Below are 19,702 nucleotides of genomic sequence, written 5' to 3'. Positions count from 1 at the left end.
TCAGGGCTCTGCTCGGGTCCAGTCCTTCATCAAGGCGACGATTTCCTCGGCCAGTTCATCGGCTGCAGGGTAGGGGGCGTGCGAAAAAGAGGACTCGATGACGCCCACTTTTGCCAGTGCCGCTTTGATCACGGCCGCCGGGGAGGGGTCGTAGCGTTTCTTGACGAGGCGCAGAAAATTGCCGAGTTCCCAGATCTGCCGCAGAAAATCCGGGTAGTTTTTCGAGGATCCCTCGAGGTGCAGAGAAGACTGGGTGATGGCGCGCCAGCCGCCCGAAAGGAGGTTTGCGCCGCGGGAAACCACACCGCTCATGCTCGGGTAATCCAGAAAATGCTCCTCGTCGCCGTCGTAGATCCGAAAATCGGGGCGTGCCCTCACGGCTTTCTGATAATCCCGGGCTCGGTCGAGGGACCCGTGAAAGACGAGCCCCGCGAGCTGCGGGAGCGCACTCAGCTCTTTCAGAATGGCGGTGCGGATGTTGCTTCGCTTAAGCCGTTTCGCCGTCGAACCGACCAGCACCGGGTCGTTGTAGAGCAGAAACATCCCGTCGCCGGTCAGCTCCCTGTATTCCTGATACAGGGCGCTCAGGCCCCGGTTGCTGTGGTAATAGAGGGGGGCGTCGACGAAAAACACAGGATCTCCTGCGGCGTGCCGTTTGCGCAGGCGATCCAGGAGGATGAGGGTTTTCCGGGTGAGTTCCGCATCCTCGGCGGTGATCCAGATCAGGATCGGTCTGCGCCCGCGGAGCACCAGCAGGGCGTCTTCGAGGAGTCTGGCCCTTGCATCCGGATCGAGGAAGGTGCCCTCACCGGTCCTTGGGCTTGCGAGGAGCACCGCCTGGCAGTCTTCCGCCACGCGGTCGAGCAGGCGCCCGAAGCTCCGGCTGTCGAGCGATCCGTCGCTTTGCAGCGGCGTTGCGAGATCCGTCAGGAGCCCTCTAGGAAACTGAATGTTTGCCATTGATTTTGAACTCCTCCCGCCCAAGCAGATCATGAAGATGGACGATTCCGACCACGCGGTGGCTCCGGTCCACGACGGCAAGGTGCGTGATCTCGTAGAGCTCCATCAGCCCCAGGGCTTCGAGGGTGGTCTGACCCTCGTCGACGGTCTTGGGGGAGGGGGTCATGACGGTGCGTATCGGTTGGCCGAGATCGGGGTGCTCGGAAAGCAGGATGCGCCGTATGTCACCATCGGTGAAAATGCCCTCGAGGGTACGCTCTTCCCCGACGACGAGCGTTGCGCCGAGATCCTTGACGTTCATCTCCCGGATGGCTTGGGCGATCGTCGTGTCCAGTGTCACGATAGGGATGCGGTCGCCGGTCAGCATGATCTCACGCAGTTCGACCGACAGTCTTTCACCGAGGCTTCCGCCTGGGTGAAAACGGCGGAAATCATCCCGGCTGAACCGATGCTGGTTGATGAGGGCGACGGCTAAGGCGTCTCCCATGGCGAGGGCGGCGGTTGTACTGGCTGTCGGGGCCAATCCCATCGGGCAGGCCTCCCTGTCCACCCCGACGTCGATCAGTTCGTCGCAAAGGGTGGCCATCGAGGAGTCGAGCCGCCCGGTAAAGCCGATCACGCCCGTACCCATCTGTTTCAAAATGGGGAGTATCGTGTTGATTTCATTCGTCTGGCCGCTGTTGGATATAGCCAGGACGATGTCATCGCGCGTCACCATCCCGAGGTCTCCGTGGATGGCCTCTGCGGGATGGAGGAAGAGGGCGGGGGTGCCGGTGCTGTTCAGGGTGGCGGCTATCTTGCGGGCGATCAGACCGGACTTGCCCATGCCCGTCAGGATGACGCGCCCTTTGGATTTGAGGATCATTTCAATGGCCCTTACAAAGGGAGGGCCAACCTTGTCCACCAGGGCAAGGATGCTTTCCGCTTCGATCGTCAAGACCTGTTTTGCCTGATTGAGGATTTCCCTGCCCGAACGTTTCTGTTTCGTCATGTCTTTAGGGTCCTGGTATTCTTTTCGCCGTTTGAAATGGGGTGTTCGAGAGAATATATGTTTAACACCGGGCTGGATGGAGCTCAAGTCTTTATTGTTTCCATCCGGAAATGGTCTTTTTGCCAATCTCGGCGTCAACGTGCACGTTTGCTTGTGCGGCGGCCACCAAGCCTCCTCCGCGCAAACGCCTGTTTTCCTGGATATTAGCAAAAACTCCTCATTTTCGGATTGCAAACTTGATGGTGCCGGGTAATCATCTCCAGATAGGCAGCCCTCTGGTGTGGAACCGGCGGCTTGGAATGGCTGATCCGCTCGAAACAGTTTCCATCCGGAAATGGTCTTTTTGCCAATCTCGGCGTCAACGTGCACGTTTGCTGGTGCGGTGGCCACCAAGCCTCCTCCGCGCAAACGCTTGTTTTCATTTATATTTGCCAAACAGGGACCCGCCGCGGAGCGTGTGAAGAAAAGGTCCTCATTTCAGGATCGGAAACGGGGTTGTACCGGGAAATCATTTCCGGATAGACACAATATAATGGATACGGGAGGATTCGACGATGGCCGATACCGACAAACGAAATGGAGAACCGCTCGATTTTTGCAGGACCGCTCCCTCCGCCGAACACGCGAGCGCCGCTGAGGCCGACGAGCCCTGCGACGATTTCAGGGCGGGCACCGGCATCAGCCGCTCTGAGGCTGAAGCGGGCGCTGTTTCCGTGCAACCGGGCCCGGGCGATGCCCTGCTTCTCATCGACATTCAGAACGACTTTATGCGGGGCGGCGCGCTGGAGGTGCCGGGCGGGGACGAGGTGGTCCCGATCTTGAACCGTTACATGAAGATCTTCGAGGACCGAGGGCTGCCGATCATTGCGACGCGTGACTGGCACCCCCCGGATCACAGCTCTTTCAAGGCGCGGGGCGGACCTTGGCCGCCGCACTGTGTTCAGGGGACGCCCGGGGCGGCCTTCGCCCCGGGGCTGCATCTGCCGGGATCCACCGTCATCGTCTCGACGGGTTCGGATGTGGCAAAGGACGGCTATTCCGGCTTCGAAGAGGAAACCCTCGAGTATCGCCTTAAGGATGCTGGTGTAAAACGGCTCTGGGTGGGCGGGCTCGCCACGGATTACTGCGTCCGCAGCACGGTTCTCGATGCCCTTGGGCGGGGCTATGAGGTTCTTCTCCTCGAGGATGCGGTCCGCGCAGTTGATGTGAGCCCGGGAGACGGGCAGGAGGCGATCGAGGAAATGCAATCCAAAGGAGCGAAGGTCAGCCGTTTGGCGGCGGTCCTCGGCTGATTTCGGGACGGTCGTTTTAGGGGTAGCCTCGCTGGTTCGATGCGCGTAAGGAGTCGAAGCCGTTCATCCCCGAGGACGGTTTTGTTGCGGGGCAGGGGAGGGGGTTTCGGGTCCCGAGGATGGGAGAGGCCATGTGTGCCGGGTGGTCCGCTCACCGGGATTGAAGAGAACCCCTTTGTGCATCGAAGACGCCGCGTGCAAAGGAAAGGAAGGGAAGGCCTTCGGCTGCCGCGGTTCCAGTTTGGGCATGCTGCAGGATGGGTTTGAGGGTCTCCGGTCACCTGGAATCGGTGCCCGGGATTTTCGATGGCCTAGGTTCGTCTGGTATGATCCAGGCAGTGGAGAGCCTGTGCCGTGGCGTGAAAATGGGGATCTTTTATACTGTCTAAATATGTCTTTGATCTGTCTAAATACAAGGGTTCAAATTTAGACAGATACATTTATCGATTGACTTTTCCTGATGTGTCTGTCAAAACGGTTTTAAACAGTGTAATGGCTCAGACAATTCATTCCCTCGGTTTATTTCACAATGACTGGATATCCGTTGCGAGAGTGGATTTCAAGTAAAAGAATTCTTGAAATTACAGGCATATCCAGGGCAACCCTCAACAATTATATCCGCTTGGGCCTTTTACCGAAGCCTGTCTTGGCAAACCCTCGATTCGAGACAGGCGGCCCGAAGCGCTTGGGCTATTTTCCCCCCTCTGTACTGGATCGTATCGAAGAAATTAGACAATTGAAGAAGAGCGGCAAGACGATCGAAGAGATCGGCTTATGGTTCCACAAGCGCTCGACGGAAAGAGACGATCTTCCGACCTATGGCGATGAGGCCCATTTGCAGCCTCCTGTTCGGGAAAAGGAAAATGCCCGCTGCGGACCTTCTTCCAGCATGGGCGGCGCCGATGGCGGACTGTGCCTTACGTTCGATGCGGAGGGGGACCCAGCCTATCTGATCGATAGGTCTCTCCGGGTGTGCTGGATGAACCGGGCCGCCGAGGAGCGTTTTTTCATGCAGGAAACCCTCGGTGGTGAGATTGAAAAGGGCTTGAGCATCTTCAAACTGCTTTTCCATTGGAAGGTGCATGAAAGCGTCTCGAACTGGAAAGACCTGATGCGGTTTCATATGACCTATGCAAAGGGCTGGATAGATCCTGAAAAGACGGATCTTCTTTATGCGGGCATTACCAGAAGCGAAGCTGATCTGTTGCAGGAGCTTTGGGAGGTGACGGACGAGATCTCGGATACGGTCTTCCGAGTAGCGCGGATTCCTTTGCTGACCAGAGATGGGCTGGCGGAAACGATTCGGATCCACAGCCTGGTGTTTCGAGAGGGGGTTCTCTTTGTGGTGGGAACCGATGCTTCCCATTTGGCTTGACGGCAGGGCTCTTCTCATATTCATCCGAAGGTGGCCTTTTTCTGAGCAGGTGCAGCCTGGGGGGAGAGGTCTCGTTTTTGTATCGGCAACCTGATTGTTCCCAAGAATCATTCCATTACGGACATTCTTTAAATGTTGACACGGTTGGAAATGGGAGTGGGACGAAGATGGAGAAAGGCAAGGCAGCGGATGTGGTATCGGGGTCCGGCAAACCGAGAGCAGAGATCGTCCTGCTCGACAGTCAGCTTCCTCCCTCGCTTTTTAAGCATAGCGATCTGATCGAGAGCGGAGGGGAAGGTTCTTCGGTTGATGAAAAATATATCATAAACATTTTGAATTTCATGAATTTTACTGAAAGCGGGGTTCTACTCCGTTTGCAGCATTCACGGTTTGAGGAGAGCATTCTGATTCGGGTTTATCCGAATGTGTGCGTCGGGGAGGGGTTGAGCTGCCGATGGGAGGGGGAGCCGCCTGCCGGGTTTCTGGAAGATGCTGTGAATACAGGGCATTTGCTGATCGACCGGGGAGCCTCTGTGCTCGTTGTCCCAATCAGTCTCAGGATGGGGGAGGGGGGGGAGCCTGTATTGCAGTTCACGCAAGGGGCCTATTCGGTGGCACGTCGGCAGACACGGCGCTATATCTGCCAGAAGCTTCTGCACGTCGAGGTTTTTCAGAGCGGTTTTCTCGCTTCAGGCAGTCTGATGGATTTCAATGCACGGGCCTTCAAGGTCTGCGTGCGTCCCATGTCGTCCGGGGCTTTTCACTGGCTCAACACGGAGGAGCCGATCGGTTTACAGATCAAGACCGATCATGATGTCATTTACTCCGGTCTTTGCCGGTTTGTACGCGGACAGCAGCCCCCGCTTACGATGACGGAGGACAGGCAGATCGTCCTCGAGCCCGCTCAGAAAGAAATCAGCCGCTTTCAGCGGAGGCGGATCAGGAGCCCCAGACAGCATCTGTCGCCACCGCCCATGGTCAATTTTCTCCATCCACTCCTCGATACATCCGTGACGCTGGATGTATGTGATCTTTCGACATCGGGATTTTCCGTCCGTGAACACGGTGATGAAGGGCTGTTGATGCAGGGGTTGATCGTTCCTGATTTGGAGATCGAATTTGCAGGCGGTGCCTGCGTCACCTGTTCGGCTCAAGTCATTTATAGAAGAGAAGAAGAGGATGCGGGAAGCTTTCGATGCGGGTTGGCCATACTCGATATGAGTTTGAAAGATTTCAATAAATTGGCGAATGTTATCAATAAGGTCCAGGATCCGCATGCCCATGTTTCTCCGCATGTCAGCCCGGATGCCCTCTGGGAGTTTTTTTTCGAAACGGGGTTTATATATCCGGGGAAATACCTCCTGATCGATGCGGAGAAGAGCGAATTCAAAAGGACCATCAAGAAGCTGTATGAGGAAAGTCCTGACATCGCCTGCCATTTTACCTATCAGCAGAACTCGAAGATCTTTGCACACGTCTCCATGGTGCGGGCCTACGAAAAGGCATGGTTGATCCAGCATCATGCGGCCAAGGTTCTGGAAAGCAAGCCGACCGGGTTTCATGTGATCAAACAAATTATGTATTATCTGTACGATATGTGTCGCCTGCCGTCCGCAAATATGGATTATCTGCTCTGTTATTACAGACCTGATAATAAGTTTCCGGACAGGGTTTTTGGCGGTTTCGCCAGGCAGTTGAACGATAATAAAAAATGCTCGACGGATATATTTTCATATTTCCCATTTTACAAGACAATTCAAAGGGATATAAATCTTTCAAATTTTGATCTGAAATGTTCTAGTAAAATGGATTTGTTTCAATTAGGCCTATATTATGAACATGTATCAGGCGGTCTGATGCTGAATCTATTTTCAATATTGCCTGAAAATGTGCAAAGTGGCAAAACGCTGGAAAATATTTTTAAAAATGTGGGTTTCACAAGGAAAATAAGGTTATATTCTCTATTTTATAACAAGAAATTATCCGCGGTTATTATCCTGGACCAATCTGATTTCGGCTTTAATTTTTCAGAACTGATGAATGGCATCAAGGCGATTGTCCTGGAGCCGACATCCTTGCCATGGGTTGTTTTTTACGAGGCCATCAATCAGTTGTCGTCGGAATATAAGACGGACAAGGTACCCGTCATGGTTTTTCCAGACGATTATGTTTCTTGTGCGAATAAGGTTCCGAAAGATCTAAAGCAGTACGTGCTTTGGTCTTATGATGTTGCTATTATATCACAATTTATTGAATTTCTTAAGAAAAAATTCCGTATCCGCTATTGGGAGGAGCCTGTGAGTGAGGATGCTTCTCCAGAAAAAGCTTCTTGATATTTTCCCCTTTATTAAGTATAAGTCCTGATAATCATAATAAATTCCTCCGTCTCCCCTAACAGAGCGGTGCCAATCCGAATAGGGGTTCATCGTTGCGTGCCCACACCGGGGTTGTTCCCGAGGTGGATCTGTCTCGAGTATGGGGGTGTTTTGGAATTTGTTTCCATCCGGAAATGGTCTTTTTGGCCCATCTCAGCGTCAATCTGCACGTTTGCTTGTGCGGCGGCCACCAGGTCGCTTCCGCACAAACGCTTGATTTTCTTGATATTGGCCAAACCGGGACCCGCCGCGGAGCGGTGGGACTGAGCGGCGAAGCGGTGAAGAAAAATCCTCATTTCCGGATTGGAAACTTTACCGCGCCGGATGCTCTTTTCTGGATGGAAACTTCCTGATCACCGACGGATATTTCCGGATGGACACTGATCTGATTTGTTTCTGCATTTCAGGATGTTCGATCCTGAGCCTAAACTCATTTCCGGATGGATACTACACTCGTGTCCATCCGGAAATGATTTTCTTATAGAACCCAGTTTCCAATCCGGAAATGAGGATTTTTTGCCAATATCAAGGAAATCAAGCGTTTGCGCGGAGGCGACCTGGTGGTCGCCGCACAAGCAAATGTGCAGATTGACGCCGAGATTGGCAAAAAAGACCATTTCCGGATGGAAACTACACTCATGAGAAGGCCGGGGACAGGCTGCCATGATGGAAGACGCAGCGATCTACAATAGCAGGATCACCAAAGGATACATCGAGTTTCTCAAGAGAGAATACCCTGAAATTGCGGTAGAAACGCTGCTCCATTATGCCGAGATGCCGGTTTATGCGGTGGACGACGAGGCCCACTGGTTTAGCCAACGCCAGGTCGATCGTTTCCATGATATTCTGGTCGAGAAGACCGGAAATCCCGGTATCGCCCGGGATGTCGGCCGGTTTGCCGCCTCATCCAATGCGATGGGCGTCGCGAAAAAATACACCCTCGGACTTGTCCATTTAAGCACCGCCTACCTCCTGATGGCCCGTCTCTACCCCATGATCAGCCGGGGGGCGGATATCACCTCGAAAAAGCTGGCTTCCAATCAGATCGAACTGGTCGTGACCCCCAGAACCGGCGTGGAAGAGAAGCCGTACCAGTGCGAAAACCGCATGGGGACGTTCGAGGCGCTCGCTCGGTTTTTCACGGACAAGTTCGCGACCATCGAGCATCCCGAGTGTTTCCACAAGGGGGGGAAGGCCTGCCGCTACATCGTCAGCTGGGAGAAGACGCCTTCCAGCATATGGAAGATGGCGCGTAATTATGCCATTCTGTTCGGGGTGCTCTTGACGGGGGCTTCTTTGTTCTTCTGGCATTTCGAAGTGAGCATCGCGATAGCGGAAGTCTTCGCTTTTACGGTTCTGGCGCTTTCCGTGTATGCAGATAACCTGGAAAAACAAGAGCTTGCCAAGACGCTCAAGCAACAGGGCGATACGGCGAAGAAGCTTCTCGATGAGATGAATATCCGCTACAACAATGCGCTGCTCGTAGAGGAGATCGGCCGGGCCACGTCTGCAGTTCTTGACATCGACCAGCTTTTGGAAGAGGTGATGGCGGTGATTTCGAAGCGGCTCGACTTCGATAGGGGGGTCATCTGGCTTGCGAATCAGAAAAATGACAGATTGATCTACAAGTCCGGTTATGGATACAGTGCAGAGGAAGAAAAGGTCTTGAAGGAGGCGGAATTTCACCTGGACAATCCGGATTCCAGAGGGTTTGCCGTCCAGGCCTTCAAAGAGCAGAAGGGATTTCTCCTGGATGATGTGGAGGCGGTGAGAGACGATCTTTCAATGAAAAGTTATGAATTGATTAGTCAGTTCAACGCCAAGTCGATCATCTGCGTCCCACTGGTATACAAGGGTGAATCATTAGGGGTACTGGTCGTTGACAATGTTGAAACCAAAAGGTCTTTGACCCAGAGCGACATGAATCTTTTGCTGGGCGTGGCATCTCAAACAGCCGTGAGCATTGTAAATGCACGCTCCTTTCAAGAATTGCAGAATAGTGAAAAAAAATACCGCGAACTCGTTGAGAACGCCAACAGTATTATCATGCGGGTCGATCCTGGATTCCATGTGACTTTTTTCAATGAGTTTGCCCAGAATTTCTTCGGCTACAAGGAACTGGAAATTATGGGGAAAAATGTCCATGAAACGCTTTTTTCCTCGAACACGGGTGCGGGTTTGAACCTCTATCGTTTGTACAAGGACATGAGAGGAACGCCGCAATCGCTTCTGGTTGCAGAAGGTGAATGTACAAGGCATGACGGCCGCCAAGTGGTTGTGGCGTGGACATTCAAGCCTATTTTCAAGGGTGCGCAGCAGGATATGCAGGAGATCCTCTGCATCGGTAATGACGTAACTGAGTTGAAGAAGGCGGCGGATGCCAACAGGACCTTGGAGATTCAGTTGCAGCAGGCCCAGAAGATGGAGGCGATCGGCACCCTGGCCGGAGGGATCGCGCATGATTTCAACAATATTTTGACGGCTATCATCGGGTACGCCGAGATAGCCAAGCTGCGTCTGCCGGGTGAGAGTCGGGCGAGAGAAAGTCTTGAGGAGGTCCTGCGGGCCAGCGATCGCGCGAAGGATCTGGTCGGCCAGATCCTTTCGTTCAGCCGGCAGGGACAGCAGCAGCTTTTGCCGGCCCAGATCGGCCCGATCGTTAAGGAGGCACTGAAGCTTTTGCGTGCATCTTTGCCTTCCACCATAGAAATCAATCAGAATATCGATCCGGATGCGGGGGTGGTCAAGGCGGATCCTACCCAGATCCATCAAGTCCTGATGAACCTTTGCACCAACGCCCTCCACGCCATGCAGGAGAGGGGTGGGATCCTCAGCGTAAGCCTTCGCAACTCGATGGTGGATGAAGTTTTTGCCTCCCGCCACCCTGGACTCGAGCCGGGACTGTATGTGAAGCTGCATGTTCAGGATACGGGGTACGGGATAGCGCCGGAGGTCCTCGACCGCATTTTCGAACCTTATTTCACGACGAAGAAAACGGGGGAGGGGACCGGGCTTGGGCTCGCAGTGGTGCACGGGATCGTAAAAAGCCATGGGGGGGTCATAACCGTCTCGAGTCACCGAGGAGAAGGGACGGCTTTCGATGTTTTTCTGCCCGTCATCGAGGGGGATGAACTGCCTCTGCAGCAGCAGTCCGAGGAAATGCCGCGGGGGGACGAGAGGATCCTCTTCGTGGATGACGAGCAGGCTCTGGTGCATTTGGCCAAAGAGATGCTGGAATTTCTGGGGTACCGTGTAATGACTTGCACCAGCGGTGTAGAGGCGCTCCAGGCGTTTCGGTCCATGCCGGATGATTTCGACCTGGTCATAACGGATCTGACCATGCCGCATCTGACAGGAGAGGGGCTGGCGCAAGAGATCCTATCGCTCAGGAAGGATATTCCGATTATCCTTTGCACGGGATTCAAGCAGAAGATGACAGAGCGGCATGTGAAGGAGATCGGCCTCCGGGCCCTACTCATGAAGCCGTTGACGATGAAGGAGATGGCCGAAACCATCAGGAGTGTGCTCGACAACGGCGGACGGATGGATGAGCGTCTTGAGGCCTGATCCCCCTGCACAGGATGACGGGGGTATATGTGAATCGGCTGGGGTCGTTGAAGAAGGCCCTGAACGCCTCGAAGAATCCGCTTCTTCCACCCGGGTAGTCCTTGAAAAGATGCTCCGCCTTGCGGGTCACGACCTCGGCCTTTTTCAGCCAGTTAAACAGGTCGGTGTCCTTCGGAGGGCCGTAAATCAGGTGATGCGCACGCATGTCCACCGTGATGTCCCGGTACCCGGCGTTATAGAGGCAGGCGTATAGTTTGCGGCCGGCATAGGGGTCGAAGTTGAATTTTTCCTCCAGAAGATGCATGAGATCCACAAGGCGGCTTTCCATGGCGGGCGGCAGAGGATAATGACTGAGGCAGTTGTAGTCGAGATCGATCAAAGAGATGATGCCTTCCTTTTTCAGTGCCGGGGTCAGGTTGTTCACGATCCGCTCCGATTCGGCGAGGTTGTATTCCAGAACGAACCGGACGATGACGGCGTCAAAGGAGCAGAATTCCCTCAGCGGTTCCCGGATATCGTGTGTCTCGAAGCGGATACCGGGGGTATCGGCGTACTTTGTGCGGGCGTATTCGATGAGCGTGGGAGAGTAATCGATACCCAGGGCCTCCCCGCCGGGCTGAACCATGCGGTGGATGATAGCCGTAGTCAGGCCCGGTCCACAACCTGCATCGAGGACGCGCATGCCGGGGCGGATGCCGGACCATTCGGCTTGGGCTTGAAATGCCTTCGGATCGGTTTTGGTCTCGAGGCGAAGCCATTCTTCATCGTTTTCCATCAGGTAGGTTGAACCGGTGGGCATGCGGTTCCTCGCATCGTTTAGGATGAACTCCATGCGGCTATAGACATTTTCCTCACAGTCCTTGCCCAGGCATTTCCACTCCTGCGGGAGGGGGCCCGATTCGGCTGATATCGGCGTCAGTCTGCACATTTGTTTGCCCGGCGGCCTTGCCGGGTAAGCCTGTGTACGGCGTTTACCCGATGCAGCGGGCTTTGTTCGGATCGGTCGGGGTATCATATAGCGTCAAGCCGGAGTTTGCCAATCGGAAAAAGCCGGGTTTGCCCGCCGGCAGATCTTTTCATGTCCCGGGATCCATCCACCGTGCTTCTTCACACGAGTGCCGTGTTCGCTCCTCTATCGAAAATCTGAACGATGTGGATCTCTCCTCCCGCCCTTCCGGCCCGCCTGCGGTGCGACCCCGTTCGCTTTTCGAGGGCGAGGGGCGTATCCTGGAATGAGGTTGATATATTTCGGGAGGTCTGTCATATTTAAAAGCCGATTTCCGGAGGCAAGTGGCTTCTTCTACCCGTTTTCGCGGCGGGCCGGGCGCAGCGATGGACCAAAGAGCCCCTTTCCGGGTCGGAAACTGGCTCCCGGATGGAATCTGGCCGAAAAAATGCAGTTACAGGGAGTTGTCCAGGATCATGAGTCGCAAAACATTCGAGCAGGGGCCCATTCGGCCGCCGAATGAGGCGCGCAGCCTTCTTCTGCGGTTTACGCGGAATTGTCCTTGGAATCAGTGCCGCTTTTGTCCGGTCTACAAGAATCGGAAATTTTCGCTGAGGACGGTCGAAGAGATCAAGGAAGACATCCGCACCGCGCGTGAGATCGCCGATGAGATCAAGGCCCTTTCCCGGGAGCTTGGGGAAGCGGGCGAGGTGACTGACAAGGTCGTGAGCCGCATCTTCAGCGGTGGAGGCTACAGCGATGCCTATCATAGCGTGGCGGGATGGCTCTATTACGGCACGGGGGCCTGTTTTCTTCAGGATGCCGACAATCTCGTCATGCCGACCGAGGATCTGGTGGCCTGTCTGAGCTTTCTGCGGGAGACATTCCCGGAGATCGAGCGCGTCACGACCTACTCCCGGTCCCGGACGATCGTACGCAAAAGCCTCGAAGCGATGAAGGCCATCCATGCCGCGGGGCTCGATCGGGTCCACATCGGGCTCGAAAGCGGCTACGACCCCGTGCTCAAGCTCATGAAAAAGGGCGTGACGGCCGCCCGGCACATCCAGGCCGGGAGACTGGTGGTGGACGCGGGCATGGAGCTATCCGAATACGTGATGCCCGGGCTGGGGGGGCAGGAGATGTGGCGGGAACACGCGGTCGAGACCGCCAGGGTCCTGAATGCCATCAACCCTCATTTTATCCGCTTGAGAAGCCTCCGCGTGCCGAAGCGCGTCCCTTTGTACCAACTCCTCGAGAGAGGGGAGTTCACCATGCAGACGGACGACATGCTGGCCGAGGAGCTCAGGGTCTTCATCGAACACCTCGAGGGAATTACGAGCACCGTCACGAGCGACCACATCATGAATCTGTTGGAGGACGTTGCGGGAAAGCTGCCTGAGGACAAGGATAAGATGCTGGAGGCCATAAAGCGTTACCAGGAGCTTCCGGACGAGGAGAGGCTGGTCTACCGTGTCGGCAGGCGCGGGGGCGCCTTCCATTCGCCGCTCGATCTGAAGCGGGACCCATCGACCTATCAGAAGATCCAGCGGTTGATCCAGGATGTGGAAGGGCGGGAAGGCCGAGACGGGGTGGAGAAGTTCATCACGGAACTCGTGGATCGCTATGTTTGATGAGGATCGGACGTGAAGACGTCTTTTGAGGCAGGCGGGCTCAGCCCGCGGGAAGACCCATGAAGTATTTTCCGGTCATGCTTGCGCTCGAAGGCCGGCGTGCGCTGGTCGTCGGCGGCGGAAAGGTCGCCGAACGAAAGGTCGAGACGTTGCTCGAGTACGGGGCGGAGGTCACGCTCGTTTCGAGGGATGTCACCCCGCTGCTGCAGAACCTGGCTGAAACCGGCCGGATACGCTATATCGGGGAGGCATACGATGCTTCATGCCTTGCAGGCGCCTTTCTGGCGGTTGCGGCCACCGATGACGCAGCGCTCAATCACACCGTCAGCGAAGACGCCCAGGCGCGCGGGATTTTGATCAATGCGGTCGATCAACCGGCCGACTGCACCTTCATCCTGCCCTCCATCGTAAAGCGGGGAGATCTCGTGCTGGCCATTTCGACCTCGGGCCGCAGTCCGGCAACCGCCAAACGGATCCGCCGGAGGCTCGAAACCCTGTTCGGCCCCGAGTACGCTTGCTTTCTGAGGATGATGGGCTGTGTCAGAGAGGCTGTCATGGCGCTGGGCCTGCCGCAGGAAGAAAACAGCCGGATCTTTCATGAATTGGCGGGCTCCCGGGCCCTCGAAGCCATCGGCCAGGGCGCATGGAGCGAGGTTGAAGGCATCCTCGCCGGGATGCTGCCCGCCGGGATCGATCCGAAGGAAATTTTTCGAAGCGCGCGAGAGGGCGCAGAGGCGGAGGGGTAAAGCGCTTGCTGTGGTTTTATCTGGCCCTGATTCTCGAATGGATCGCCACCGCCGGTTTCCTGGTCTTCATCATCACGCGCCGGAAGGCGTTTTTCCAATGCGGCTACGGATTCCTTCTGACCGGGTTCATCGCGCACACGATCTTTCTGGGTTATCGATATTATCTTCTGGAGACTGCGCCCGTCTTGAACTTCAAGGCGGCGCTCGGATTCTTCGCCTGGAGTATCGTCCTGGCCTATCTGATTTTCGAGGTCCGATTCAAACTCAAGGTCCTCGGTTCGTTCGTCGCGCCTTTCGCCGCCTTCCTGATGGCCCTCTCGTCCACCTTGACCGGGGTCGATGAGCCGGTCAAACCTATCTTCAAAAGCCTTTGGCTGACGGTGCACGTGGTGACGGTCTTTGCGGGAAACGGCCTCTTCACGATCACTTTCGTGGCGTCCGGGATGTACCTCCTCCAGGAGCGATTCATCAAACGCAAACGGCTCGGAGCACTTTACAGCCGGCTGCCGTCCCTGGCGACCCTCGATGCGATCGCCCATTATGCCCTGATTTACGGGTTTTCTTTTCTGACGGTCGGGATGATCACGGGCTCCATCTATGCACAGGTGGCCTTGGGGACCTATTGGCAGTGGGATCCGAAGGAGGTCTGGTCGCTGATCACCTGGCTCTTTTACGCCGTGCTGCTGCACCAGCGGCTGACAGTCGGCTGGCGGGGCCGGCGCGCGGCCATCATGGCGATGGTCTGTTTCGCGATGCTGATCTTCACGTTTGCAGGGGCGAGCTTCTGGCTGGGGGGATACCATAGCTTCGAGAGTCTCGGTGCCCGGAATGGATTGAGATGAGCATCATCGGCATCGGCATGAACCACGAGACCGCGCCTGTGGAACTGAGGGAATGCTTGGCGGCGGACGCGGGCAGCGCCGGGCGGGCCTTGAGGGCCATGCGCCAGATCGACTGCCTTCAGGAGAGTTTTTTCCTTTCGACCTGCAACCGGGTGGAGGCCCTTTTCACGACGGACGCCCCCGGGCCGGCGGTGGACGCGGTGATGGAGCTTATGGCCCGCATGGGGAGGATCGAAAGAGTCGCCTTCCGCGGGCATCTCTATGTGCTCGAGGACACGCAGGCCGTTGCGCATGTGTTCAGCGTCGCCTCGAGCCTCGATTCCATGGTGGTGGGGGAGCCGCAGATCCTGGGCCAGATCAAGGAGGCCTACTTCCTGGCGACCCGCGAAAAGACCTCGGGGGTGATCCTGAACCGGCTGATGCATCGCGCCTTTCACGTCGCCAAACGGGTCCGGACCGAGACGGGCATCTGCGAGGCGGCTGTCTCCATCAGCTACGCCGCCGTGGAACTGGCGAAAAAGATCTTCCACGAGTTGGAAGGGAAGAAAGTCCTCCTCATCGGGGCGGGCGAAATGGCGGAACTCGCCGCCAAGCATCTTTGCCGTCAGGGCGCAAAAGAGATGCTTGTCGCTAACCGGACCCTCGAGCGGGCGCAGCAGGTCGCCGCTCCTCTCGGTGCGGTGGCGGTTACACTCGAGCAGGTCGATGCGCGTCTGCAGGACGTGGATATCGTCATTGCCTCGACCGCCGCCTCCGGCTATGTCATCACCCATGCCCAGGTGAAGGGCTGCCTCAGAAGGCGGCGCAACCGCCCGCTCTTTTTTATCGACATCGCTGTTCCGCGGGATGTGGAGCCGCGAGTCAACACGCTCGATAACGTTTATGTTTACGATATCGACGATCTGAAGGGGGTCATCCAGTTCAACATGGCACAGAGACGCCAGGAGGCGCTCAAGGCGAAGGCGATCGTCGAGGAGGAGGTCCGCAAATTCGAGAAGTGGCTAAAGACCCTTTCCGTGGTTCCTACGATCGTATCTCTGCAGCGCAAGGCTGAAACGATCGTGCAGGCAGAACTCAAGAAGAGCCACTCGGCGCTGGGGACGCTGCCTGAATGGCAGCGGGAGGCTGTTGCGACCCTTGCACGCTCGATTGCGGAAAAGCTGCTGAACGATCCCATCCTCTTCCTGAAGGGGCGGGCGGACCGCAAGACGGTCAACGATTATCTCGACGTGGCACGAAGGCTCTTCAACCTGGACGAGGAGCGCGGGGGCGCAGCGGCGCACGGCGCGGAAGAAGGAGGCGACGATGGATTTGAACGCTATGATACAGACGCTTAAACGACACCCCCAATTTCATGCAATGGGCATGATCGCGAGCCATCTGGGGATCGTCAGGGGGCATTCCTTGAAGGGGGGACAGGTGAAGGCCATCGAGGTGGTCTTCGATCCGTCGGTGATTGACCGTATTGTTAAGGAAACCAAGTCAATGAATGGCATCGTTGATGTTCTGGTCGAAGTAAATCCGGGGCGTCTTTCGGTGGGGGATGAAGTCATGGCCGTTGCGGTCGGGGGGGACACCCGGGAACACGTGTTCCCGGCCCTGGAGCTGACGGTGAACCGCATCAAGGCGGAGGCGAGCCGCAAGCAGGAGATCTTCCAGGGAGACGAAGGAGGGCATTGAAGATGGGGATGATCGATGTGGGTGCCAAACCGGTGATCAAGCGGGAAGCCGAGGCCGCCGGGGTCATTCATTTGCGGACCGAAACGGTTGCGGCCCTCAGGCGCGGAGAGATCCGGAAAGGCGATCCGCTCCCGGTGGCGGAGGTCGCCGGGATGACGGCTGCCAAGCAGACCCACCTGCTGATCCCGCATTGTCATCAGATCCTGCTCGAGACGGTGAGTGTCCGCTTCGATGTGAGAGACACCAGCGTCGAGGCCCGCTGCCTTGTGCGCGCCGAAGCCAAGACCGGCGTCGAAATGGAGGCCTTGCTTGGGGTTGCGATGGCCCTCAACACCATCTGGGACATGGTGAAGTACCTCGAAAAGGATCCGCAGGGGCAATACCCTGAAACGCGGATCGACGATATCCGGGTGCTTTGGAAGAAAAAAGGTTAGGCTGAGAGGGGTAAGAGGAATGCGCATATTCGGTCCGGCGCTGGGATGGGTTCTCCTGCTGCTGATAACAGGTGGTTCCGCTTGGGCGGAGCGGGCGTACGTGACGGATTCTTTCCAGGTGACGGTCCGAACGGGGCCGAGCACGGGGCACAAGATCATGGCTTTTCTCGATTCCGGGTCGCCCGTAGATATCCTCGGGGAGGAGCAGGGCTGGAACAGGGTGCGTTTGCGCGATAAGGAAGACAAGACGGTCGAAGGCTGGGTGTTGACGCGCTATCTCATGGGGCGTGAACCCTGGGAGGCGAAGGCCAGATCTTTCGAGGAAAAATACGAGCGGCTGAAAGCCGTGACGTCGAAGACGAAAGTCGAATGGGAGTCCGTCTATGAGGAGAATCAACGCCTGACGACCCAACTGGCTGAAAAGACGGGTGCTTTACAAATGATTGAACAGGAGCACGAAACGCTCAAAAGGGAATCGGCGGATGTCCTTGCCATCAAGGAGGCCCACCGCCAATGTTCGGAATCCTTGGCGGGGCTCGAAAAGACGGTTGGCGAGCTCCGTGATGAAAATGCCTCGCTGCGCTCGAACGAGCGGAATAAGTGGTTTGCCACCGGCGCGTTGGTGCTTTTTGCGGGTCTCATCATCGGGCTCGCTCTGGGGCGGCAGCAGAAGAAACGCAAGTCGCTTCTGATGGACTGAGACGGCTCTGAAGAGGGGTTGAGACACGGCAAGCTCGATCCAGGCAGAAACTGCCTGTGTAGGATCCAGAAAGATTTTCATAAGCTTCTATTTTTGTTGATGCCATATCTTCGGCAATGGGAGTCATCGAGTGTCTTCAGTCGTTGAAAAGCGTCCTGACGCAGGGAGGGGTGCTGGCCTCCAGGACTGTGCGGTCGTCACCATCGGCACCGAGCTTCTGCTCGGGCAGATCGTGGATACGAATGCCTGCTACCTCGCCGAGCAGTTGGCCGAAGCAGGACTGCGGGTCAGGTTGCGCATTGCGGTCGGTGATGAAATCGGGGAGATCGTCGATGCCCTGAAGGTGGCCCTCGACCGCACCTCTCTGGTGATCACGACCGGTGGGCTCGGGCCCACGCTGGATGATCTGACCCGGGAAGCCGTGGCGAAAGTGGCGGGGGTTCCGCTCGAATTCCAGCAGACGCTGATGGCGGATATCGAGGCGATCTTCAAGCGCTATGGTTATCATATGGTTGAAAACAACCGCCGCCAGGCCTTTGTTCCACAGGGAGCCGAGGCTGTGCCGAACCCGGTCGGGACCGCCCCGGGCTTTATCTGCAGGATCGATGGGAAGGCCATCGCCTGCCTGCCAGGTGTTCCCCGGGAACTCGAGTACCTTTTCCCTCGCGCGGTGCTCCCCTGGGTCCGTCGTTTTTTCGACTTGCCGGAGCAGGTGATCTTTTATCGGACGCTCAAGACCGTGGGAATCGGAGAGAGCCAGGTGGATCAATCCATCGGGGATCTGATTAAGGCGGGCGGCGATCCGGAGATCGGCCTCCTGGCTTCCGAGGGGGAGATCAAGATCAGGATTGCGGTCCGCGCCCGAGATCGGGAAGGTGCCTTGGGCCGGATTGCACCGTTCGAGGAGGAGATCCGTGCACGCCTGGGTAGACGGATCTTCGGCTATGACGAAGAGACCCTGGAATCTGTGATCGCGGGTCTGCTCACTTCCCGCGGCCTGTCGCTGTCGATCCTCGAATCGTTCAGCAGCGGTGCCGCCGCCTCACTTGTCTCCCGCATCGAGGGCTTCCCCCTGGAAGAGGCGCTGGTGATCCGGAGCGAATCATCCCTTGCCTCCTGGACTCGTGGCCCTCGACCCGATTCATGGAATCAAGCCCCTCGAAGCAGTCTATGGGAAGACGAGGCGGAGCATAAGCGCCTTGCAGAGCGACTCCTTTGCGAAAATAGGGCCGATCTGGCGCTCCTGCTCCTGGGTTTTCCCGAGGAAGGCGCCGACGGTTGGCAGGTGGACGCGAACGCGATTGTCGCCGGCAGGATGGGGATTCTGAAGACCTTTTCATGGCACATGGGCGGCGCCTACGAGACGCTCCGTTCCCGCGGCGCAATCACCGGGTTGAACACCCTCCGGCTTGCCCTGCTCGATTCTGCCTGTCGGTAGGTTTCCCGGCCTCATTTTTTTGCTGCAATGAAGAGCCTTTTGCGGTATAAAACAAGTTTAAAGTATTTTACGCGCCTGTAGCTCAGTTGGATAGAGCAGCGGACTTCTAATCCGCAGGTCGGGGGTTCGAATCTTCCCAGGCGCGCCAAGAATTTCAAGGCTTGAGGATATGACCTTAAGCCTTTTTTTGTTGGTGCGTGAATCGGTGTGCGACTTTCGTCGAAGTTTTTGTCCAGGTAATCCAAGCCGTTCCTTTCCGCTTCCCCGATCGAGTGCAAAAAGATCCCGGTCGGGGTTCTGTTCGCATACCCAAAAAGCCCCTGAATCGATTCGAGGGAAAGCTATTGTTGGTTGGCACGATTGGCTGTTGGGAAAATGGCGGAATTTTTCACCGATGACGCAGATTACGCAGATGGAATAAAGGGAAACGTGCTGGAGTTCACCCGTGAGAGTTTCATTACATGACAATAACTGACGATGCATGACCAAGGCCTTATGATTCATGACAACCCTTGACGATATATGACCGGATCCAACCCGCTGAAGCAGTAGCTTCGCGTCGATGAAGAGGCCGACTATTTCGCCGTATCGGTGAGGACCCTCTATCGCCTCATTGACGAGGGGGAGCTGGAGCGGACCAAGATCCGGGACGGCCTCCGGGTGCCGGTCTGGGAGATCGAGCGGGATGGGAAGGAGCTTGAGCGTGGGATTGGGCAGGTATAACC

The 19,702-nt window shown here is 56.4% G+C and carries 20 protein-coding genes and 1 tRNA gene; 17 read left to right on the top strand and 4 right to left on the bottom strand.

Going from position 1 to position 19,702, the window contains the following annotated elements; all coding sequences use genetic code 11:
• Together ACZ500_RS07310 and ACZ500_RS07305 are read right to left on the bottom strand one after the other, a co-directional pair.
• A complete protein-coding gene (locus tag ACZ500_RS07310) occupies positions 1-960 on the bottom strand; it encodes a dihydrodipicolinate synthase family protein (RefSeq protein WP_464231850.1) in 960 nt (319 codons plus the stop codon).
• Positions 938-1,951, bottom strand: coding sequence for a KpsF/GutQ family sugar-phosphate isomerase (locus ACZ500_RS07305; RefSeq protein ID WP_464231849.1), 1,014 nt, complete (start codon positions 1,949-1,951; stop codon positions 938-940). The genes ACZ500_RS07310 and ACZ500_RS07305 overlap by 23 nt, the downstream gene beginning before the upstream one ends.
• 76 nt (positions 1,952-2,027) lie before the next feature.
• Here ACZ500_RS07305 and ACZ500_RS07300 point away from each other — a divergent pair, with 76 nt between their 5' ends.
• The 6 genes from ACZ500_RS07300 to ACZ500_RS07275 all read left to right on the top strand — a co-directional run bounded on the left by ACZ500_RS07300 (position 2,028) and on the right by ACZ500_RS07275 (position 7,346).
• Positions 2,028-2,204 (top strand): hypothetical protein, encoded by a 177-nt coding sequence (locus ACZ500_RS07300; protein WP_464231848.1) that lies wholly within the window; start codon positions 2,028-2,030, stop codon positions 2,202-2,204.
• Positions 2,205-2,285: 81 nt separating this feature from the next.
• A complete protein-coding gene (locus ACZ500_RS07295) occupies positions 2,286-2,588 on the top strand; it encodes a hypothetical protein (protein ID WP_464231847.1) in 303 nt (100 codons plus the stop codon).
• Positions 2,506-3,243, top strand: a complete 738-nt coding sequence (locus tag ACZ500_RS07290) for a nicotinamidase (RefSeq protein ID WP_464231846.1) — start codon at positions 2,506-2,508, stop codon at positions 3,241-3,243. Before ACZ500_RS07295 ends, ACZ500_RS07290 begins: the two co-directional genes overlap by 83 nt.
• Positions 3,244-3,772: 529 nt before the next feature.
• A complete protein-coding gene (locus ACZ500_RS07285) occupies positions 3,773-4,618 on the top strand; it encodes a MerR family transcriptional regulator (protein WP_464231845.1) in 846 nt (281 codons plus the stop codon).
• Positions 4,619-4,785: 167 nt separating this feature from the next.
• Entirely contained in the window at positions 4,786-6,951 is a 2,166-nt protein-coding gene (locus tag ACZ500_RS07280; protein ID WP_464231844.1) for a PilZ domain-containing protein, read from the top strand.
• 176 nt (positions 6,952-7,127) lie between these two features.
• Positions 7,128-7,346, top strand: coding sequence for a hypothetical protein (locus ACZ500_RS07275; RefSeq protein WP_464231843.1), 219 nt, complete (start codon positions 7,128-7,130; stop codon positions 7,344-7,346).
• Here ACZ500_RS07275 and ACZ500_RS07270 read toward each other — a convergent pair whose 3' ends face one another.
• A complete protein-coding gene (locus tag ACZ500_RS07270) occupies positions 7,347-7,610 on the bottom strand; it encodes a hypothetical protein (RefSeq protein ID WP_464231842.1) in 264 nt (87 codons plus the stop codon).
• Between the two features lie 46 nt (positions 7,611-7,656).
• Between ACZ500_RS07270 and ACZ500_RS07265 the strand changes: the two genes are divergently transcribed.
• Positions 7,657-10,560 (top strand): ATP-binding protein, encoded by a 2,904-nt coding sequence (locus ACZ500_RS07265; protein ID WP_464231841.1) that lies wholly within the window; start codon positions 7,657-7,659, stop codon positions 10,558-10,560.
• Here ACZ500_RS07265 and ACZ500_RS07260 read toward each other — a convergent pair.
• A complete protein-coding gene (locus ACZ500_RS07260; protein WP_464231840.1) occupies positions 10,508-11,488 on the bottom strand; it encodes a methyltransferase domain-containing protein in 981 nt (326 codons plus the stop codon). The two genes, ACZ500_RS07265 and ACZ500_RS07260, sit on opposite strands and share 53 nt — an antisense overlap.
• Before the next feature lie 494 nt (positions 11,489-11,982).
• On the opposite strand from ACZ500_RS07260, the gene ACZ500_RS07255 reads away from it, so the two are divergent.
• The 10 genes from ACZ500_RS07255 to ACZ500_RS07210 all read left to right on the top strand — a co-directional run bounded on the left by ACZ500_RS07255 (position 11,983) and on the right by ACZ500_RS07210 (position 19,700).
• Positions 11,983-13,137, top strand: coding sequence for a radical SAM protein (locus ACZ500_RS07255; RefSeq protein WP_464231839.1), 1,155 nt, complete (start codon positions 11,983-11,985; stop codon positions 13,135-13,137).
• Between the two features lie 59 nt (positions 13,138-13,196).
• The gene (locus ACZ500_RS07250) at positions 13,197-13,883 is read left to right on the top strand and encodes a precorrin-2 dehydrogenase/sirohydrochlorin ferrochelatase family protein (RefSeq protein WP_464231838.1); all 687 of its coding nucleotides are present in this window, start codon (positions 13,197-13,199) and stop codon (positions 13,881-13,883) included.
• 5 nt (positions 13,884-13,888) lie between these two features.
• The gene (gene ccsB, locus ACZ500_RS07245) at positions 13,889-14,725 is read left to right on the top strand and encodes a c-type cytochrome biogenesis protein CcsB (protein WP_464231837.1); all 837 of its coding nucleotides are present in this window, start codon (positions 13,889-13,891) and stop codon (positions 14,723-14,725) included.
• Positions 14,722-16,062, top strand: a complete 1,341-nt coding sequence (hemA, locus tag ACZ500_RS07240; RefSeq protein ID WP_464231836.1) for a glutamyl-tRNA reductase — start codon at positions 14,722-14,724, stop codon at positions 16,060-16,062. The genes ccsB and hemA overlap by 4 nt, the downstream gene beginning before the upstream one ends.
• A complete protein-coding gene (locus tag ACZ500_RS07235) occupies positions 16,031-16,405 on the top strand; it encodes a molybdenum cofactor biosynthesis protein MoaE (protein WP_464231835.1) in 375 nt (124 codons plus the stop codon). Before hemA ends, ACZ500_RS07235 begins: the two co-directional genes overlap by 32 nt.
• A gap of 2 nt (positions 16,406-16,407) precedes the next feature.
• Entirely contained in the window at positions 16,408-16,839 is a 432-nt protein-coding gene (moaC, locus tag ACZ500_RS07230) for a cyclic pyranopterin monophosphate synthase MoaC (protein ID WP_464231834.1), read from the top strand.
• A gap of 19 nt (positions 16,840-16,858) precedes the next feature.
• Positions 16,859-17,539: a TIGR04211 family SH3 domain-containing protein gene (locus tag ACZ500_RS07225; protein ID WP_464231833.1), complete on the top strand. Its 681-nt coding sequence runs from the start codon at positions 16,859-16,861 to the stop codon at positions 17,537-17,539.
• Positions 17,540-17,669: 130 nt separating this feature from the next.
• Complete coding sequence (locus tag ACZ500_RS07220) at positions 17,670-18,977, top strand: competence/damage-inducible protein A (RefSeq protein ID WP_464231832.1); 1,308 nt, start codon at positions 17,670-17,672, stop codon at positions 18,975-18,977.
• 71 nt (positions 18,978-19,048) lie between these two features.
• Positions 19,049-19,125, top strand: a tRNA-Arg gene (locus ACZ500_RS07215).
• A gap of 443 nt (positions 19,126-19,568) precedes the next feature.
• Positions 19,569-19,700, top strand: a complete 132-nt coding sequence (locus tag ACZ500_RS07210) for a hypothetical protein (protein WP_464231831.1) — start codon at positions 19,569-19,571, stop codon at positions 19,698-19,700.
• Positions 19,701-19,702 lie beyond the last annotated feature (2 nt).

This window comes from Desulfatiglans parachlorophenolica (genome assembly GCF_055394735.1).
Note: the sequence above shows the minus strand (reverse complement) of the source record. Positions and strands in the feature narration are given on the sequence as shown.

Bases quoted from the DNA above. Each gene is read 5' to 3' on its own strand.
- ACZ500_RS07305 (WP_464231849.1), bottom strand. From the start codon at position 1,951: ATGACGAAACAGAAACGTTCGGGCAGGGAAATCCTCAATCAGGCAAAA.
- ACZ500_RS07255 (WP_464231839.1), top strand. From the start codon at position 11,983: ATGAGTCGCAAAACATTCGAGCAGGGGCCCATTCGGCCGCCGAATGAG.
- ACZ500_RS07250 (WP_464231838.1), top strand. From the start codon at position 13,197: ATGAAGTATTTTCCGGTCATGCTTGCGCTCGAAGGCCGGCGTGCGCTG.
- hemA (WP_464231836.1), top strand. From the start codon at position 14,722: ATGAGCATCATCGGCATCGGCATGAACCACGAGACCGCGCCTGTGGAA.
- ACZ500_RS07270 (WP_464231842.1), bottom strand. From the start codon at position 7,610: ATGGTCTTTTTTGCCAATCTCGGCGTCAATCTGCACATTTGCTTGTGC.
- ACZ500_RS07260 (WP_464231840.1), bottom strand. From the start codon at position 11,488: ATGTGCAGACTGACGCCGATATCAGCCGAATCGGGCCCCCTCCCGCAG.
- moaC (WP_464231834.1), top strand. From the start codon at position 16,408: ATGGGGATGATCGATGTGGGTGCCAAACCGGTGATCAAGCGGGAAGCC.
- ACZ500_RS07310 (WP_464231850.1), bottom strand. From the start codon at position 960: ATGGCAAACATTCAGTTTCCTAGAGGGCTCCTGACGGATCTCGCAACG.
- ACZ500_RS07285 (WP_464231845.1), top strand. From the start codon at position 3,773: ATGACTGGATATCCGTTGCGAGAGTGGATTTCAAGTAAAAGAATTCTT.
- ACZ500_RS07275 (WP_464231843.1), top strand. From the start codon at position 7,128: ATGGTCTTTTTGGCCCATCTCAGCGTCAATCTGCACGTTTGCTTGTGC.
- ACZ500_RS07235 (WP_464231835.1), top strand. From the start codon at position 16,031: ATGGATTTGAACGCTATGATACAGACGCTTAAACGACACCCCCAATTT.
- ACZ500_RS07225 (WP_464231833.1), top strand. From the start codon at position 16,859: ATGCGCATATTCGGTCCGGCGCTGGGATGGGTTCTCCTGCTGCTGATA.
- ACZ500_RS07265 (WP_464231841.1), top strand. From the start codon at position 7,657: ATGATGGAAGACGCAGCGATCTACAATAGCAGGATCACCAAAGGATAC.
- ACZ500_RS07300 (WP_464231848.1), top strand. From the start codon at position 2,028: ATGGAGCTCAAGTCTTTATTGTTTCCATCCGGAAATGGTCTTTTTGCC.
- ACZ500_RS07290 (WP_464231846.1), top strand. From the start codon at position 2,506: ATGGCCGATACCGACAAACGAAATGGAGAACCGCTCGATTTTTGCAGG.
- ACZ500_RS07295 (WP_464231847.1), top strand. From the start codon at position 2,286: ATGGTCTTTTTGCCAATCTCGGCGTCAACGTGCACGTTTGCTGGTGCG.
- ACZ500_RS07280 (WP_464231844.1), top strand. From the start codon at position 4,786: ATGGAGAAAGGCAAGGCAGCGGATGTGGTATCGGGGTCCGGCAAACCG.